Below are 17403 nucleotides of genomic sequence, written 5' to 3'. Positions count from 1 at the left end.
TTGCACCGTTCATCGGACATGACCTGCCCCAACGGTATATAACGTACTGATGAAGAGAATAATATCCCAACACCAATGAGGGCCCTCAAACGCTATACTCCAATAATTATAGGCATTTAAATATATATTAAAATATGTCTAATTACTTATCTTTTGTCTTAATTTTTCAATTAATTTTGCATCCTGTTTCGTGAACACGCCAAATTCTGTTTCATAAAATCACAAAAAACGATATTTTTTTATTTTTGAATAAGACATACAGTTGTCATATTGGGAATGGTACATATAAAGGGGTGAGTATCATCCATATCATTTAAAGGAGCGATGAGATGTCCAGCTACGACTACGCTTCCAAATCGGAGTTAAAGGAAGCCATTCATGCCTCCTATTTACGATTTGACGGTGAGTTTCAGGAGATCGACGAGAGCCAAAAAGATATTCGTATCCCTGAAGTAGATAAAACACCCGCAGAGATGATTGCCTACCAGCTCGGATGGCTTCATCTTGTCATGACATGGGACAGAGACGAACGGGAAGGAAAAACCGTCATCATGCCCGCCCCCAATTATAAATGGAACAGACTAGGCGAACTATATCAATCATTTTACAAGACTTACTCCCACCAATCTTTACGCGAATTACGCGATATGTTCAAGTTGACTGAGCAAAAGTGGCTGGATTGGATCGACACACTTAGCCACGAAGAGCTCTTCACTCAAGGCGTTCACAATTGGACGGGTACGAATCCAAACTGGCCCATGGCAAGATGGATTCACATCAACTCGGTGGCACCGTTTAAAACATTCAGAGCCAAGATACGGAAATGGAAGAAATACAAAGTTCAACAGTGATGAAAAAAAGTGTGCATTGTGCTACAATACTTGAGTTGTATCGGGATACATTTAGGGAAGGGTAAGTGAAACGCCATGCTTATTATTGGTATTGCCGGCGGTACAGGTTCCGGTAAATCGACGGTAGCACGCGCCGTCGTTGAGCGTCTGGGATCTAATAAAGTGACTTTCATATCTCAGGATAACTATTATAAAGACCATTCACATCTGAGCTATGATGAACGTGCTTTGGTCAATTATGATCATCCGTTTGCCTTTGACAACGAATTGCTTATTGAGCATCTCCAATGTCTGAAAAAAGGACAAGCGACACAAGCGCCCGTGTATGATTTTACGGTTCATGCCCGCTCCACGGACGAGACGGTAGAGCTTCTGCCAAATCATATCGTTATGTTGGAGGGTCTGCACGTACTGTCAGACGAAAAGCTCCGCAGCCTGCTTGACATCAAAGTATTTGTGGATACGGACCCTGATGTGCGTATTCTCCGTCGGGTTCTTCGCGATATTGAGGAACGCGGCCGCACCATCCATTCGATCCACGATCACTATTTGACTACGGTTAAGCCGATGCATGAGGCATTTATTGAGCCTTCCAAGAAATACGCTGACCTGATCCTTCCTGAGGGAGGACACAATGAGGTTGGCATTCAACTGCTGTCTATTTTGACTGAAAAATATTTGGCAGGAGATCGGACTTGGGGTACTGTATAAGGTAATCCCGGTTGTTTAAGGCTGTCGAGGTTTTCTCGGCTGCCTTTTTTGTGTTTTATATGCCATTTGGACTAATTTTTTTTGGAATCCCCGTGTGGTTTATGTTAGCATGTAAAGGTTAAATGCTTTAGATTCAAGCTAAGTTGGAAGCGTTATCAAATATGTGCCTCAGATGATATGACGTCCACGTGATGGAGGTCTTTTTTGAATCAGGATTTTTGCAAAATCCTCGAATAGGTATAATTACGGAGAGTGCTGCCATGAATGAGCTATGCAACATTTTGATTGTGGATGATGAGATATTGGTACGGCAAGGGATTAAACACCATTTATCGTGGGAACAGTATGGATTTCGAATTGTAGGTGAAGCTTCTAACGGGAAAGAAGCTTTGGAGCTGATTGAAACCTTGCGCCCTCATATAGTCATTACAGATATCGTAATGCCGATCATGGATGGCGAGGAGCTGACGCGCATAGTCAGACAGAATTATCCAGGTATTGAAGTCATCGTGCTTAGCAGTTACGGTGAATTTAATTACGTGCGATCCACCTTTCAACAAGGGGTTGCTGACTATATTTTAAAGCCCAAGCTGGACACGGATGAACTACTCCAAGTCCTCCAGAGAACCGCTCGCAAAATTCCATCCATTCAATATCAGGCGGATGCTGGGAATAGTCAAATTACGATAGATCATGTGATCGAAAAGCTGATCTCCGGGTATAGCATGGACTATGACGCCGAGCTGCTGAAGCAAGCATTCCCTTATACTCGTTTTGCGCTCATAGGTATAGAACAGTCGGTACAGCAGGATAAAGGGCGCTCCATCTCTGCCTCGGACCTATTTTCCAAGCTTACAGATCGAGTATCCTCTGCCTGTGAGCGCATCGTACTGCGACAACTGCCGTCTGATGCCTATGCGGCTGTGTTTTTAGCCAATCTTGATCCACGGGAAGTAGACGCCTGGATGGCTGCGGTTAGGGAAGTTGCTCAGGAGACAAAGCGAGTCGATCCACAGACAGGCTGGGCAGTTAGCCATTTATTTGATGAGTTCAATCAGATTAGTGACGTCTATCAGGATGAACTGCCAAAACTGCTGAGTTACCGCTTTTATTTCCCAGGAACAGCGCTGCTCATAGAAGACGAACTTCCTCAGCCTGTACAGGTGAACAGCTCGTTCAACTTAAAACAGTTTACAGAAGAGATGAAGCGTGAGCATTTTGATACAGCTTTTCAGGATTTGAGATCCTATGTAGCCGCCATGTCCGGTAACTATACCTCTACCGCTTTTGAATTCAAATCGCTTCTCGGAAATATCGTGTTCAACATTACGATTTTGCTCGGGAACCAGGGGTATGATATGAAGGAGTTGGATGCGGCGAAATATTCCTATTTCAAAACAATTAATGATGCCCCTCATGTACATGAAGCCGTGCGCCTTCTGGAGACTTTTTTGGAGGAAGCGAACAGACAGATCATGGCTAAAACGCAGCAAGGAAGCAGCGCAAGCATGAAAAAACTGCTGGAGTATATTGAGGAGCATCATGCTGAAACGCTCAATTTGACGACACTTGGGCAATATTTCCACTTTAACCCTTCCTACTTGTCCAGTTATTTTACGGCACACCATACAGAAGGTTTTAGCGAGTATCTGAACAAAATTCGGGTTGAAAAAGCAGCAGAGTTACTACGGTCGGGGACGATGCCCATTTCGGATATTAGCAGCACGGTAGGCTATTCGGACCCCAGCTATTTTACCAAAGTGTTCAAAAAGGTGAAGGGTTCCTCGCCCAGTCAGTACCGCCGGGAGCATCTCTATTAGAGAGTAAGTCACATCTGCCAGCAGAAAAGAGATTGAATATGAAAAGATATATGCATAAGATCAAATATCAAGGTCTGTTCTTCAAAATCTTTATTGTTATGGTGGTCAGCATCACTGCGGTGTCCTTGCTGACCTCTTTGGTGACGATTCGAATGTCTGAACGACTTTTTGCGGAGACATTCAGTATTACAAATGCCAAGGTACTCAGCCAGATTCAATCCAGCTTTGAATCCTTCAATGATTCCATCGTGAATGCCGTAACCCATGCTTCGGAAAATGGAACGGTCAAGAACTATCTGACTGGCGGTCAATCTGACTCGATTAACTCGGCGAGGACTTACTTCGGAATGGCACAGCAAATGAAGCAAATTAAATCGAACGTCGATGCCTATGATGTTGGTGTCGCTGTAACTGGTCTGAACGGTCGGAGCTTTTACTCTGACTCATCCTATTGGCCTGTAACTGCGGAAGAGCTTAAAAGCAGTGCGATTACAGCCCAAAGTGTAGCACGACCGGCACAGCTTATGTATCAATTGGATACTGAATTATTTCAGCAACAAATGAATACCACCGCGCAAAAGCCAACACCCTATATCATCGCCTCCAAACCATTTATGGAGCGGACCAGTGGCACCCTGTACGGCATGATCTACATCGCTATCCGAGAGCCTGAATTTCGCCGTTTCTACAACAATTTCACGAGCAACGGCAATGATGTGCTTATTTTGGACAAGTCGGGATTAATTGTATCAAGCAACCGCCAGGACCTGATCGGACAACGCTCCAGTGAGCTGCTAGGCTATGCCACAAAAATCAATGAACAGGGATTGAACTACATTAATGCGGATGTGATGAATAAGGAGAGTATCCTCCTTTCCAACTATATCCCTTCATTTGATTTTTATCTGGTGAACATGATCGACAGACAAGCCGCGATTGGGCAAATTATTGACGTTAAATCCGTTGTCTGGATCTGCATTGCCATCGTACTGATTGCTTTGGTGATCGTTTTTCTGATATCCCGTCGACTAATTCGTTCCCTGACTCGACTGGTGAAGCAAATGTCGACCATACGTGAGAAAAATTTTGATAATTATATCCCGGTAACAGGCAGCTATGAGGTTAGACAATTAAGTCATGCTTACAACTACATGTTGGATGAACTAAATGACTATATCCGTAAGCTTTTAGAGACGCAAAAAGGCCAACGAAACGCAGAGCTTGCTGCACTACAACGGCAGATCAATCCGCATTTTCTGTACAATACACTGGCTTCGATCAAAATGCTGGTACTCAAAGGAAACAAGGAAACAGCCGCCGAAACGATCAATGCGCTCATTTCCTTACTGCAAAATACAATCAGCAATGTGAGTGAAACAATCACCATCGAGCAGGAAATGGCCAACATGCAAAATTATGTGTTCATTAACCATGTGCGCTACGGGCAGCGGGTACAAGTGAATTATTTTGTATCACCCGATTGTCTGGAGTACCATGTGCCCAAGCTCATCATTCAGCCTTTTATCGAAAACTCTTTTTTCCATGCGTTTAATGAAAAAAATGTAGGCCACATCTATATATTGGTGTCCAAAACGGAGGATACATTGATCTGTGAGGTGGTCGATGATGGGGACGGTATGGATTTGGACGGGCATACGGCGCAAGACGGACTGCCGAATCCCAAGAGCAAGCGCCAACTGTTCACAGGCATCGGCATCCAGAATGTGCACAACCGCATTACCCTTTTATATGGAGAAGAATACGGCGTGACCATCTCCAGTAAAAAAGGCGAGGGCACCAAAGTGAGAATGACCCTCCCACTGATCGTAAAACCCACCCCACCTACCCCATAAAAAAATAGGCTGAACTAAACAAAGAAGGTGGAACAAGAACGGAGTGGGCGGAATGGTGCTGTACAAGCAACAGCGATGGGAAGCACCATCCGGCCGCGCAGTGGCGCTTAGTGAACAACTTTAGTTCAACCTAAAAAAAATACCTAAATCAAAATAAAACACAAATGTAAGCGGTACCTTTTTTCATAAATCATAATAATAAGACCAATCCGTATAAAGATATTCCTAACACCGACAAAGTATGGATGGTACACTAGATTTACAAACAAGGTAACCGCTTTCATTCAAGAGATTTAGAACTGGCAAGCAACATATAAAAAAAGAGTAGGGGTTGAACAAAATGAAAAAAATGACTTTCCTTCTGCTGATTGCAAGCTTGATCTTGCTATCCGCATGCTCCAGCAATTCCGAGAAAGCAGCTACAACCACAGATTCAGGCAAAAAAGAAATCACCGTCTGGGCTTGGGACCCGAACTTTAATATCGCAGCCCTGAAGCTGGCAAAAGATCGCTACGTTGCCAAACATCCAGATGTAACCGTAAACATTGTTGAATATGCTCAAAACGATATCGTACAAAAAATGAATGCCGGCCTTAACTCCGGTTCTACCAAAGGATTGCCGAACGTGGTTCTGATCGAGGATTATCGGGCACAGAACTTCCTGCAAGCCTATCCCGATTCCTTCCATGATATGAGCAGCACGATCAAAGCATCCGACTTTGCTGATTATAAAATTGGACCGACTAGCTACAACGGCAAGCAGTACGGTGTTCCATTCGACTCCGGTGTTATGGGACTGTATGTAAGAACGGACTATCTGGAACAAGCCGGATACAAAGTAGCGGACCTAACCAATATTGATTGGGACAAATTTATTGAAATTGGTAAAGCTGTAAAACAAAAAACAGGCAAAGAAATGCTGACTCAAGATCCGAATGACCTCGGTCTGATCCGCGGTATGATCCAAACCGCAGGTTCATGGTACCTGAAAGAAGACGGTAAAACACCAAACCTGGCTGGTAATCCAGCTCTGAAAGAAGCTCTCTTGACGTACAAATCCTTGTTCGACGCTAACATTGTTAAAATGAATGCCGACTGGAGTCAGTTCTTGGCCGCATTCAACAGCGGTGCAGTTGCTTCCGTACCTACAGGTAACTGGATTACACCTTCGATCAAAGCAGAAGCTTCGCAATCCGGTAAATGGGCTGTTGTTCCTTTCCCTAAGCTGAAAAATATACCTGAATCCGTGAATGCTTCCAGCCTCGGCGGCAGTTCCTGGTATGTCCTTAACTCGGACGGTCAAGATACCGCTGCTGATTTCCTGAAAGAGACATTCGGAACAGATACAGATCTGTATCAAGATATGCTGAGCAAAATTGGAATTGTCGGTTCATTGAACGCAGCTTCCAGCGGTAAAGCTTATGACGTGGAAGATCCGTACTTCGGAGGCGACAAAGTATACAAGAAATTTGCAGAATGGACTAAACAAGTTCCAAAAGTCAATTATGGCCTGCATACGTATGCCATTGAGGATATCATGACCGTTGAAATTCAAAACTATCTGAACGGAAAAGATGTAGACGCAGTTCTGAAAGATGCTCAAGGACAAGCGGAAGCACAGCTTAAATAAGACAGTCCATCTAGCCAAGGCTAAATAATAAAACGAAAAGCACTTAAAACCTTGGGCTTGCGAGTTCAAGGTTTTATTGCTGCACAGGGAGTTGACATGGTATGAAGACAGCCGCGCCCAAAATAACTACAACACGTCTCAAAGCAGGTATGACAGGATGGTTGTTCATATCCATCGCAGTGATCATGATCGCCGCTTTTTATTTCTATCCGATGATTCAGGCGCTTATCTTGTCCTTTAAGACAGGTACAGGGTCTAATCTGAGCTTTAACGGCATTGATAACTACAAGCGACTCTTCACCGATAAAATGTTTATAACCGCCGTGAAGAATACGTTTATCTATTTAATTTTCCAGGTGCCTTTGATGGTCATTCTGGCTCTGTTCATTTCGGTATTGTTGAATGATAAAAACCTGAAATTCAAGGGCTTTTTCCGCACCGCTATCTTCTTGCCGTGTATCACATCCCTTGTAGCCTATTCCGTTGTCTTCAAGTACCTGTTCTCGTCCGACGGTCTGGTAAACTCCTTATTGCTGAATCTGCACGTGATTGGCACGCCCATCCAATGGATTACAGATCCTTTCTGGGCCAAGGTTACGATTATTATCGCGATCACATGGCGCTGGACTGGTTATAATATGATCTTTTACCTGTCCGGTCTTCAGAACATTGACAGTTCCATCTACGAAGCGGCCCGTATTGACGGAGCTTCCCCGATCCGACAGTTCTTCAGCATTACGGTTCCACTGCTTAAGCCGATTATCCTGTTCACTTCGATTACATCAACGATTGGTACACTCCAACTCTTCGATGAAATTATGAATATTACCAAAGGTGGGCCAGGGAACGCGACATCTTCAATTTCGCAATATATTTACAATCTGTCCTTCAAGTATTCATCCGACTTTGGTTATGCGGCGACCGTATCTTATTCCATCGTCATTATGATCATTATCTTGTCGATTATCCAGTTCAAAGTGGCAGGTGAGAAAAAATGATGAAAACAAAAAGAGCATTTACGTACGCCTTTCTGATCCTTGTGTCGTTCGTTTCGATTTTCCCGTTCCTGTGGATGCTATCCAGCGCCACGAACCTGTCGGTCGATGTGACCAAGGGCAAGCTGCTGCCTGGCTCCCATCTGATGGATAACATGCACAATTTGCTTGAAAAAGTGGACATCGTTACCGCACTCAGTAACTCTGCAAAAGTCTCCATCTCAACTACGCTGCTGGCTATGCTAATCGCGTCATTGGCTGGTTATGGCTTTGAAATTTACAGAAGTAAAGCGAAAGACGTTGTCTTCAATATCCTGCTGATGTCTATGATGATTCCGTTTGCGGCGATCATGATCCCGCTCTACCGGATGTTCGGCAGCATTTCTAATGTCATACCGTGGATCGGTATTGATACGCTCTCTTCTGTCGTCATTCCGACCGTAACTACGGCGTTCCTGATCTTCTTTTTCCGTCAAAGCACCAAGATGTTTCCCAAAGATCTACTGGAGGCAGGTCGTATGGATGGATTGTCCGAGCTGGGTCTGTTCTTCCGGGTATACATGCCTACAATGAAAACAACCTATGCCGCTGCCGCGATCATCACATTCATGTCCAGTTGGAACAACTACCTCTGGCCTCTGATTGTGCTGCAAACGCCGGAAAATCAAACGATTCCGCTGTTGATCTCGAACCTCGGCTCCAGCTATGCACCGGATTACGGTGTCATCATGATCGCCATTGTCCTGTCCACACTTCCGACTGCACTGGTATTTTTCCTGATGCAGAAACACTTTGTAGCGGGCATGGTGGGTTCGGTAAAATAGCAGATTTCTGTGTACGTTCTTCATTTCAATTTTAAAAATAAGGAGTGTTCGCCTTGACCATCCAACCCCCTAGTCTGGACTGGCTGACCGACGTAACCAAATTTGCTGTACATCGGCTGCCCGCCTATTCCGATCACAAATATTACGCTACGCTTCAGGAAGCGGAGCAGCAAGCTGATATGGCTTGGCGCCATAGCCTGAATGGGAGCTGGAAATTTAACTATGCAACGAATCCAGCCAGTCGTCCAGTAGAGTTCTATGCGCCTGGCTTTGAGTACGGCGGCTGGAGCGATATTCAGGTACCGGGTCACATTCAGACGCAAGGCTTTGGCCAAATGCAGTACGTGAACACGATGTATCCATGGGACGGACATTCGGACGTTCGCCCACCCCATATTCCGGAGGATCACAACCCGGTCGGGAGCTATATCAAAAGCTTTGTTTTACCGGAAAATATGGCTTCCGACGCGCAGCCTGTGTTCATTTCTTTCCAAGGTGTTGAGTCGGCTTTCTATGTATGGTTGAACGGACAATTTGTCGGTTATAGCGAGGACAGCTTTACACCATCTGATTTTGAACTGACACCGTTCCTGCAAGCAGGCGAAAACAAGCTGGCGGTAGAGGTTTATCAAAGAAGTACGGGGGCGTGGCTGGAGGATCAGGACTTTTGGCGTTTTTCCGGTATTTTCAGAGATGTGTACCTCTATACCATCCCTACGCTTCACGTACGTGACCTGCATGCCAAGGCAGATCTGGATGCTTCCTACACGCAGGGCCTTCTGGAACTGAAATTGACCTTGGAAAAGCCGGCAACGGCCTATGCAACTGTCGATGTGAAAGATGCTACCGGTCATGTTGTAGCTTCTTTGAAAGCTGACTTTACGGATGGCACGGCTTCACTGTCAGCAACCTTGGAGCAAGTGCAGCGGTGGAGCGCGGAAAAACCCTATTTGTACACGTTGTTCATTCAAATTTATGATGCCAGTGGATCGCTCGTGGAAGTCATTCCACAAAAAATCGGCTTCCGTAAATTTGAGCTGATCAACAAGGTCATGTATTTGAACGGCAAACGTATCGTCTTTAAAGGTGTGAACCGCCATGAATTTAACGCTCGCACCGGACGTGCGATTTCCCGTGAAGATATGCTGTGGGATATTCGGACGCTCAAGCAGAACAATATGAACGCTGTCCGCACCTCTCATTATCCAAATCAGACGCTGTGGTATGAGCTATGCGATGAGTACGGGGTCTATGTAATTGATGAAATGAACTTGGAAACACACGGTTCCTGGCAAAAACTCGGCGCCGTCGAGCCATCGTGGAATATTCCCGCTAATCTGCCTGAGTGGCAGGATATCGTCATGGATCGCGCCATTTCCATGCTAGAACGGGACAAAAACCATGCGTCCATTCTGATCTGGTCCTGCGGCAATGAGTCGTATGCAGGTGAAGTGCTGCGCAATGTAGCCAACTATTTCCGAACCACCGACCCGAGCCGTCTAGTGCACTACGAAGGCGTGTTTCACAACCGTACGTACGATGATACCAGCGATATGGAGAGCCGGATGTACGCCAAACCCGCAGATATCGAGCAATATCTGAACGACAATCCGCAAAAACCGTACATCAGTTGCGAATATATGCATGCGATGGGTAATTCCGTAGGCGGCATGCACAAGTATACCGAGCTGGAGAGCAAATACGAGCTGTATCAGGGCGGTTTTATTTGGGATTACATCGATCAGGCGGTCATGAAAAAAGATCGCTACGGACGCGAGTACCTCGCGATCGGCGGCGATTTTGATGACCGTCCAACAGACTATGGCTTCTGTACGGACGGAATTGTCTATGCGGACCGGAAGGTTTCACCGAAGATGCAGGAGGTCAAATTCCTGTACCAAAATTTGAAGCTCACCCCGGATCGCAGCGGTGTAACCATTCGCAATGAAAACCTGTTCGAAGGAACGGGGGACTACGAGCTTGTATACAGCCTGCTGCATGAGGGCCAAGAGATCGCACGTAATGCCATTCATGTGGATGTGGCGGCTCAGACCGAAGCGTATATTCCACTGACGTTCCCAAGCACAGACGAGAAGCCCGGTGAGTACGTCATTCACACCGCTCTGGTTTTGAAGGAAGCGACGCTCTGGGCTGAGGCTGGACACGAAGTGGCCTTCGGACAGCATATTTTCATCGTGGAAGATCCAAATCCGCTGCAGCTCCCTACGGTCGGTGCCTTACGAGTGGTGCATGGCGATGTAAATATTGGCGTTCACGGTGCAGATTTCAGTATCATGTTCTCCAAAGGAGCAGGTAGCCTGACTTCACTTCGCTACGCCGGACGTGAGATGATCGCTACACCTCCTGCTCCATTGTTCTGGCGGGCGACCACAGACAATGATCGGGGAACCGCACTGGGCTTTGAAGCCGGTGGCTGGTTCGCTGCAAGTCTGACACGTAAATGCGTGGGCATCGAGGTCACGGAAGAGCAGACAGACCGTGTAACTGTTGCATTCCGCTACACGCTGAGCATTCATACGGACGCACAGGTAACGGTAGCCTACACCGTCTTGGCAGATGGCAGTCTGAACGTAAAATCGACTTATGAAGGCGTCTCAGGACTGCCTAACCTGCCGATCTTTGCCCTTTCGTTCAAGGTTCCGGCAGACTACCGCCATCTGGACTGGTACGCGATGGGACCGGAAGAGAATTACATCGACCGTGCCTTTGGCGCGAGACTAGGCGTATTCCGCAACGAAGCTGCGGATAACGTATCCGGGTATGTCGTGCCGCAGGAATCCGGCAATCGTACAGGCGTGCGCCGTGTCGATATTACCGACGATTCCCAGCGAGGCATTCGCATTACTGCACCTGCCACCGCGCCTGTGGAATGTAATATTTCGCCGTATACAGCGTTTGAGCTGGAAAGTGCCTACCATCTATATGAGCTACCCAACGTGTACTATACCGTTGTCACCGTAGCTGGCAAGCAAATGGGCGTAGGCGGTGACGATAGCTGGGGAGCCCCGGTACATGAAGAATACCAAATTACAGCCGATCAAATGCTGGAATTCGAGTTCACCGTGCAGCGGATATAAATAAACTCCCCGTATAGGCAAGTATATATAACAAAAGCCCTTCCGCTGCTTCCCTGATGGAAAGCCAGAAGGGCCTTTGCATTTTATCATTCCAATCATACTGTCAGCAGAAAATAAAGTCCTAGGTTTTCGTTGTTTCATTGAATCAACGTTTCCCGTTAGTTCATGGATTAATATACAACTAAAATCCAAACTCTGTTACTCTTTCAAGCCACTCACGCATAAGTGACTCAAATAATAGAACCTGTTCAATCTGAAGATTATGCCCTGCTCGATCTAAAACGGCGAAGGTTGCTCTAGGATAATTATCTAAAATTCTAAAAGCATCTATGTAACCAACGACTGCATCTTGTCGCCCAAGAGTAAATACTGTTGGTTTATCAAAAACTAATTTATCTATATTGGTGGAAAACCCATAGTTTCTTTGAATCTTGCTAAGAAAATCGTAGTCAGCGATCTTACAACCTGCCACTATCTCTTCAGAATACCTTTTCCAATTATATTCATTGAGAACGACCTGATTTGCGCTAAAATCACTTATTTGCTCTTCACTTAAGGTGCCCATAAACTCGCGATCACAATGAACAACAAAATGCTCGGGCAGTATTCTTCTTTTGTGTTCAGGAATAATTAATGGACAAATCAGAGCAGCTCCACCAATACGATCTTTATGTCTATTAATTATTCCCCTTGTAATATATCCACCGTACGATTCGCCTGCTATGAGATAATCCTCGTTTGGGACAAGAGTTTCAATAAAATTTATAACTGCTTCTAGCATATCATCTGAATTACATATCTGATCGTAATCCTTTGTTTGTCCCATTCCAGGCAGGTCAAGATAGATACGACGCCAATCGGAATTACCTTCAAATATCGGTTCCATGCACCCACTCATTAACCGATGGTCTGGTGTAAAACCATGAATCATTATAATCGGTTTGCCTTTACCAATTTCCTCGTAATATATATTGGCATTCTTGACTTTACAATATGGCATACAGACCCTCCAAAATTGAGTTATTTATAAAATTCTTACACCAAAGAAGAATCTACATTGTTTTATCAAAAAAAAAACAGATCTCCGGTTCGTTTTGATTATATACTCATATATAACACATGTAAAGAACGCTTGTTCCCTTTTCTTATTTCTAGAGTTAAACTAACCTGCCCGTGAGCTGAATGAAGCAACGTCCGTCTAATACTTTATTTTCCCAGTCTAGAACTTTAGCTAGCTCGTAGCCAGATTGACATACGTTCGCGTGAAATCAAGGTTCTTCAAGTCCCTTTGATCTATAAAAAACTCCAAATACCCCGCGTCCCACCAGCACATACCAACCTCGTCCAAAGAAGAGACCGAGAGCAGAACATGCCAATTTTCCGAAGCCTGATCGTGCTTTTCCCGATTCGTTTGATATTCTTGTAGCTGAGGCAGCACTTCGGATCGTAAATGCTCCGCATAATCCGTACTCCCCCTATGCGTAGCTTGCTCGATTTCCTTATGAATCTGACTCTCACTCTTATGCCAGTTAAACAGTAAACCCTTTAGCCCGTTTCGACACAGATAAGCATCGCGCCGAGTGTTCCCGGCAAAAGACTGATGCTGCCCCCACACCGTGTCACTTTGTTCACATACAAGCTCATACAGCTCTTCGTACTGATCTACAAGAATATCTCCTAGCTCACCCTCCGACCGAAGGATAATAATCGGCTGAAAGGAAATCGCATAGGCGGTGAAATCTCGTTGCTCTGCCGAAACCTCTACGCACCCAGCGGGCGGTAATGTTTTCTGCAAAGCGCTGCTGTCACCGTTATAGTAAAAGATTTTATGGTCAATATCATAGGCGGGCTCATCCAGCCCAAGAAAAAAGTATAGTATGCCCTGATGAGGCAATCCCTCAAATGGTGAAAAAGGCAGCTCACTCAAATTAATTTGAGCAATAAACGTATAATATTCCCCGTCTGAATTACAAGGCCACTCTATCGTGGGTGGCAGATCTGGATAGCCGGCGATCCGACTATTTCCAATGTGTTCGTAGTTTTCCTCATGCTCCACATGAAATTGTATAGCAGCTTGAGCTTCCTGATGAATCTCTTCTTTTAACTCTTCATCCAGTGAATACCCTTCCAGTATTCGAGTCAGTTCATCCTTTAATGGTGGTTGTAGCATCTCGCTCGCCCCTTTTTCATCAAGTAATAACATAGCCTGCTACCATTTAAACCCTTCCCTCAGATTACCATATTAAGTGACTCCGTCAATTGACCAAATACTGCACCGGTTGCCTCCTATGGACGGTGGCACCCAACTTTTAGTAGAAATGCACTAGACATTGTTCATAAATGTTTTGTGATAGGCATTCCGGTATTGGGAAGGAGTCATGTGGGCTCTCTTTTTGAACAAACGCATAAAATACTTCTCATCGGTATAGCCTGCCTCTTCGGCAACCTGCTTAATGCTCATATCTGTACGGGAAATCAACTCTTTGGCTTTGTTGATACGAATACTGTGAATGAACTCCAAGGGGCGCATACCTGTGTTTTGCTTGAACAAACGAGAGATATAATCCTTGTTATAATTGAATTTTCGAGCTAAATCCGTCACGGTCAGCGGCTCTTCGGCATGAATTCGGGTCCACTCAATAATTTTGTTAAAACTCACATTCCCCTGTGAATGAGCAGGATTGGAAAGCAAGCGGCTAAGCGCCAGTTCTGATATCTCGATCAGCAGCGAGGTGAACAAATAATTGGCACTGTGATACGTAAGATAATGTGAGTTGGCTACATGCAAAATCTGATTGACGATAATATGAATCCGATCCCCGTTGTCTGCCTGTACACATTGCGGTAAATAGATATCCCGCATCTTGCCATGACGCTGCAAAAGTCCATTCATAGCACTTGTTTCCTGCTTCATTTCCTCATTAGATAGTACATTCGGGGTCGCGGGAACATCGAAATGAAACCAATAAAATTTTACACCCGGCAACGATTCCCGGTATCCTTTATGCGTACGACCGGGGTAAAGCAATAGAATATCTCCCTCGCCTACTTCAAAATCCTCCCGTTCCTCTCGTATATATACCGTCTCTTGGACACCCAGGATCAGCTCAAAATTATCAATGGAGCGACTCATATGCTTCCAAGGCACCTCGGAAACAAACTCGCCTGCGGAGATCAGTTGGATTGGAGCATCTACATTTACTTTTAGATAGGTCATGTTATCGCCTCTTTAGATTCATGTTCGGATTTGTCCACCCATTGTATGGTTAAGCTACTGACATACCGCGATTCCAATGCTAATGTAGTGGAGAAATATACACTTTCATCTTAGCTAAGGAGCGATGATTTTGAAAGCTAAAGCTTTTGACTTGCATAAAGTAAGAATTGATTCCGGCCCACTTTTACATGCGATGGAACTGAATACGGCCTACCTGCTGAGCTTGGAACCCGACCGTTTATTATCGCGCTTTCGTGAATATGCGGGACTGGAGCCCAAAGCGGCTCACTATGAAGGCTGGGAAGCGCGTGGCATCAGCGGACATACACTCGGTCACTACCTGTCCGGCTGTGCACTGATGTTTGCCTCCACAGGCGACGAAAGACTGTTGGAACGCGTGAACTATGTAGTCGACGAACTGGAGATATGCCAAAACAGTCATGGAAACGGATACATTTCCGGCATTCCACGTGGGAAAGAGATTTTTGAGGAAGTAAAAGCCGGAGATATCCGCTCCCAGGGCTTTGATCTGAACGGTGGCTGGGTGCCGCTATATACCATGCACAAACTTTTTGCGGGCTTGCGTGATGCCCATCTGCTGGCGCATCATCCCAAGGCCCTGTCTATAGAAATCAAACTCGGCAACTGGCTGGAGGATGTACTTCAAGGACTGGACGATGATCAGGTGCAGCAGGTGCTGCATTGCGAGTTTGGCGGTATGAACGAGGTGCTGACCGATCTGGCGGAACATTCGGGAGAAGAACGCTTTTTGAGTCTGGCGGAACGCTTTTATCACGGAGAGGTGTTAAATGATCTCGCAGATAGCCAAGATACGTTGGCAGGGCGACATGCCAATACGCAAATCCCCAAAATCATTGGCGCTGCACGGCAATTTGAAATGACGGGGAAACCGCAATATGCGGACCTATCTCGCTTTTTCTGGGATCGGGTGGTTCACAAGCATTCCTACGTGATCGGCGGCAATAGTTATAATGAACATTTTGGTGAACCTGGGAAGCTGAATGACCGTTTGGGCGAAGGTACCTGTGAAACTTGTAACACCTACAATATGCTGAAATTAACAAGACATATGTTCGAGTGGGACGCCTATGCAGCCTATGCCGACTACTATGAACGAGCGATGTTCAATCATATTCTAGCTTCACAGCAGCCTGTAGATGGACGTGTGTGCTATTTTGTATCGCTGGAAATGGGAGGACACAAGTCCTTTAATTCTCAATATGAGGATTTCACATGCTGTGTCGGGTCCGGTATGGAAAGTCACTCCATGTACGGCACTGCAATTTATTTTCACACGCCAGAAGCGATCTATGTCAATCAATATGTCCCTTCTACTGTGACATGGGACGAGATGGGCGTACAGCTCAAACAAGACACTCTCTTTCCGCAAAATGGACGGGGAACGCTGCGCGTTATCAGCAAGCAGCCCAAATCCTTCGCAATCAAGCTAAGATGCCCGCACTGGGCGGAGCAAGGGATGCTGATTAAAATCAACGGGGAAGAGTACGTCACAGAGGCCTGTCCTACCAGCTACGTTGTAATGGAACGGGAATGGAGCAATGGGGATACGATCGAGTACGATATTCCTATGACCGTGAGAGTCGAGGAAATGCCGGATAATCCACACCGAATTGCTTTTATGTACGGCCCGCTTGTACTGGCTGGGGACCTTGGCCCTGTTGAACAGGAGTCCAACGAGGAACGTCTGCTTGCGTCTGTTCTGATCGGATCGACCGATTCCCTGACAACGAAGCTGATTGCTGACGGGAACGAGCCTAATACATTCCATATGACCGACTTAGGCTATATCGGAGACTTGCAGCTTCGTCCGTTTTATCAGATGTATGATCGTTCATATACCGTCTATTGGGATCTCTTTTCCAAGGACGAATGGACAGCAACCGAGGCAGAATATCGTACCGCGTTAGCGTATCAGCTAGAGCTGGAACGACTTACAGTGGACGTTGTGCAGCCTGCCGAAATGCAGCCTGAACGGGATCATGCCTTTACTGGAGAGCATGTAGGTCTAGGGTCCATCTATAACCGCAAATATCGCGATACCTGGCCTGGGGGCTGGTTCTCTTTTGTCATGAAGGTGCTTCCGGATGAGCCTGTCCAATTGGCGGTTACTTATTTGAAGGACTTGAGCCGTCCCCATAGTGACTTTGACATCACTGCGGATGGCCTGATTTTAGGGGAAGGCAAGCTGGAGTCTGAGGAAATGAATAAATTCGAAACGTTCGTCTATGAGCTTCCTCTATCTGTGACGAACCACAAGAATGAAGTTACGATTCAATTCAAGGCCCATCCACAAGGCAAAGTGGCGAAAGTAGCTGGATTACGAGTGATTAGACACTCTATTGTATGATCAAATTATCTATAT

At 45.7% G+C, this 17403-nt stretch carries 12 protein-coding genes; 9 read left to right on the top strand and 3 right to left on the bottom strand.

Annotation, left to right across the window (positions count from 1 at the left end):
* The first annotated feature begins 329 nt into the window (after positions 1 to 329).
* The 8 genes from MHH57_RS01180 to MHH57_RS01145 all read left to right on the top strand — a co-directional run bounded on the left by MHH57_RS01180 (position 330) and on the right by MHH57_RS01145 (position 11782).
* A complete protein-coding gene (locus MHH57_RS01180) occupies positions 330 to 851 on the top strand; it encodes a ClbS/DfsB family four-helix bundle protein (protein ID WP_029516908.1) in 522 nt (173 codons plus the stop codon).
* A gap of 75 nt (positions 852 to 926) precedes the next feature.
* Positions 927 to 1562 carry a uridine kinase gene (udk, locus tag MHH57_RS01175; RefSeq protein ID WP_013308305.1) on the top strand — a complete coding sequence of 212 codons (636 nt, stop codon included), beginning with the start codon at positions 927 to 929 and terminating at the stop codon, positions 1560 to 1562.
* Positions 1563 to 1822: 260 nt separating this feature from the next.
* On the top strand, positions 1823 to 3382 hold the full coding sequence (locus tag MHH57_RS01170; RefSeq protein ID WP_342434719.1) for a response regulator transcription factor: 1560 nt from the start codon (positions 1823 to 1825) through the stop codon (positions 3380 to 3382).
* Positions 3383 to 3420: 38 nt separating this feature from the next.
* The gene (locus tag MHH57_RS01165) at positions 3421 to 5235 is read left to right on the top strand and encodes a sensor histidine kinase (RefSeq protein ID WP_029516910.1); all 1815 of its coding nucleotides are present in this window, start codon (positions 3421 to 3423) and stop codon (positions 5233 to 5235) included.
* Between the two features lie 340 nt (positions 5236 to 5575).
* Positions 5576 to 6865, top strand: coding sequence for an extracellular solute-binding protein (locus MHH57_RS01160; RefSeq protein ID WP_069010158.1), 1290 nt, complete (start codon positions 5576 to 5578; stop codon positions 6863 to 6865).
* A 101-nt stretch (positions 6866 to 6966) separates the two neighbouring features.
* Positions 6967 to 7863, top strand: a complete 897-nt coding sequence (locus MHH57_RS01155; protein WP_013308301.1) for a sugar ABC transporter permease — start codon at positions 6967 to 6969, stop codon at positions 7861 to 7863.
* Positions 7860 to 8684 carry a carbohydrate ABC transporter permease gene (locus MHH57_RS01150; protein ID WP_013308300.1) on the top strand — a complete coding sequence of 275 codons (825 nt, stop codon included), beginning with the start codon at positions 7860 to 7862 and terminating at the stop codon, positions 8682 to 8684. The genes MHH57_RS01155 and MHH57_RS01150 overlap by 4 nt, the downstream gene beginning before the upstream one ends.
* Positions 8685 to 8737: 53 nt before the next feature.
* Positions 8738 to 11782: a glycoside hydrolase family 2 TIM barrel-domain containing protein gene (locus tag MHH57_RS01145; protein WP_342434718.1), complete on the top strand. Its 3045-nt coding sequence runs from the start codon at positions 8738 to 8740 to the stop codon at positions 11780 to 11782.
* A 181-nt stretch (positions 11783 to 11963) separates the two neighbouring features.
* On the opposite strand, the gene MHH57_RS01140 is transcribed toward MHH57_RS01145, so the two are convergent.
* The 3 genes from MHH57_RS01140 to MHH57_RS01130 all read right to left on the bottom strand — a co-directional run bounded on the left by MHH57_RS01140 (position 11964) and on the right by MHH57_RS01130 (position 14999).
* Entirely contained in the window at positions 11964 to 12782 is an 819-nt protein-coding gene (locus tag MHH57_RS01140; protein ID WP_029516913.1) for an alpha/beta hydrolase, read from the bottom strand.
* Between the two features lie 231 nt (positions 12783 to 13013).
* Positions 13014 to 13952, bottom strand: a complete 939-nt coding sequence (locus MHH57_RS01135; RefSeq protein ID WP_029516914.1) for a YwqG family protein — start codon at positions 13950 to 13952, stop codon at positions 13014 to 13016.
* Positions 13953 to 14105: 153 nt separating this feature from the next.
* Positions 14106 to 14999, bottom strand: a complete 894-nt coding sequence (locus MHH57_RS01130; RefSeq protein ID WP_029516915.1) for an AraC family transcriptional regulator — start codon at positions 14997 to 14999, stop codon at positions 14106 to 14108.
* A 130-nt stretch (positions 15000 to 15129) separates the two neighbouring features.
* Here MHH57_RS01130 and MHH57_RS01125 point away from each other — a divergent pair, with 130 nt between their 5' ends.
* Positions 15130 to 17388 (top strand): beta-L-arabinofuranosidase domain-containing protein, encoded by a 2259-nt coding sequence (locus MHH57_RS01125; RefSeq protein ID WP_342434717.1) that lies wholly within the window; start codon positions 15130 to 15132, stop codon positions 17386 to 17388.
* Positions 17389 to 17403 lie beyond the last annotated feature (15 nt).

This window comes from Paenibacillus sp. FSL H7-0442, from assembly GCF_038593105.1.
Classification (GTDB): domain Bacteria; phylum Bacillota; class Bacilli; order Paenibacillales; family Paenibacillaceae; genus Paenibacillus; species Paenibacillus polymyxa_D.
Note: the sequence above shows the minus strand (reverse complement) of the source record. Positions and strands in the feature narration are given on the sequence as shown.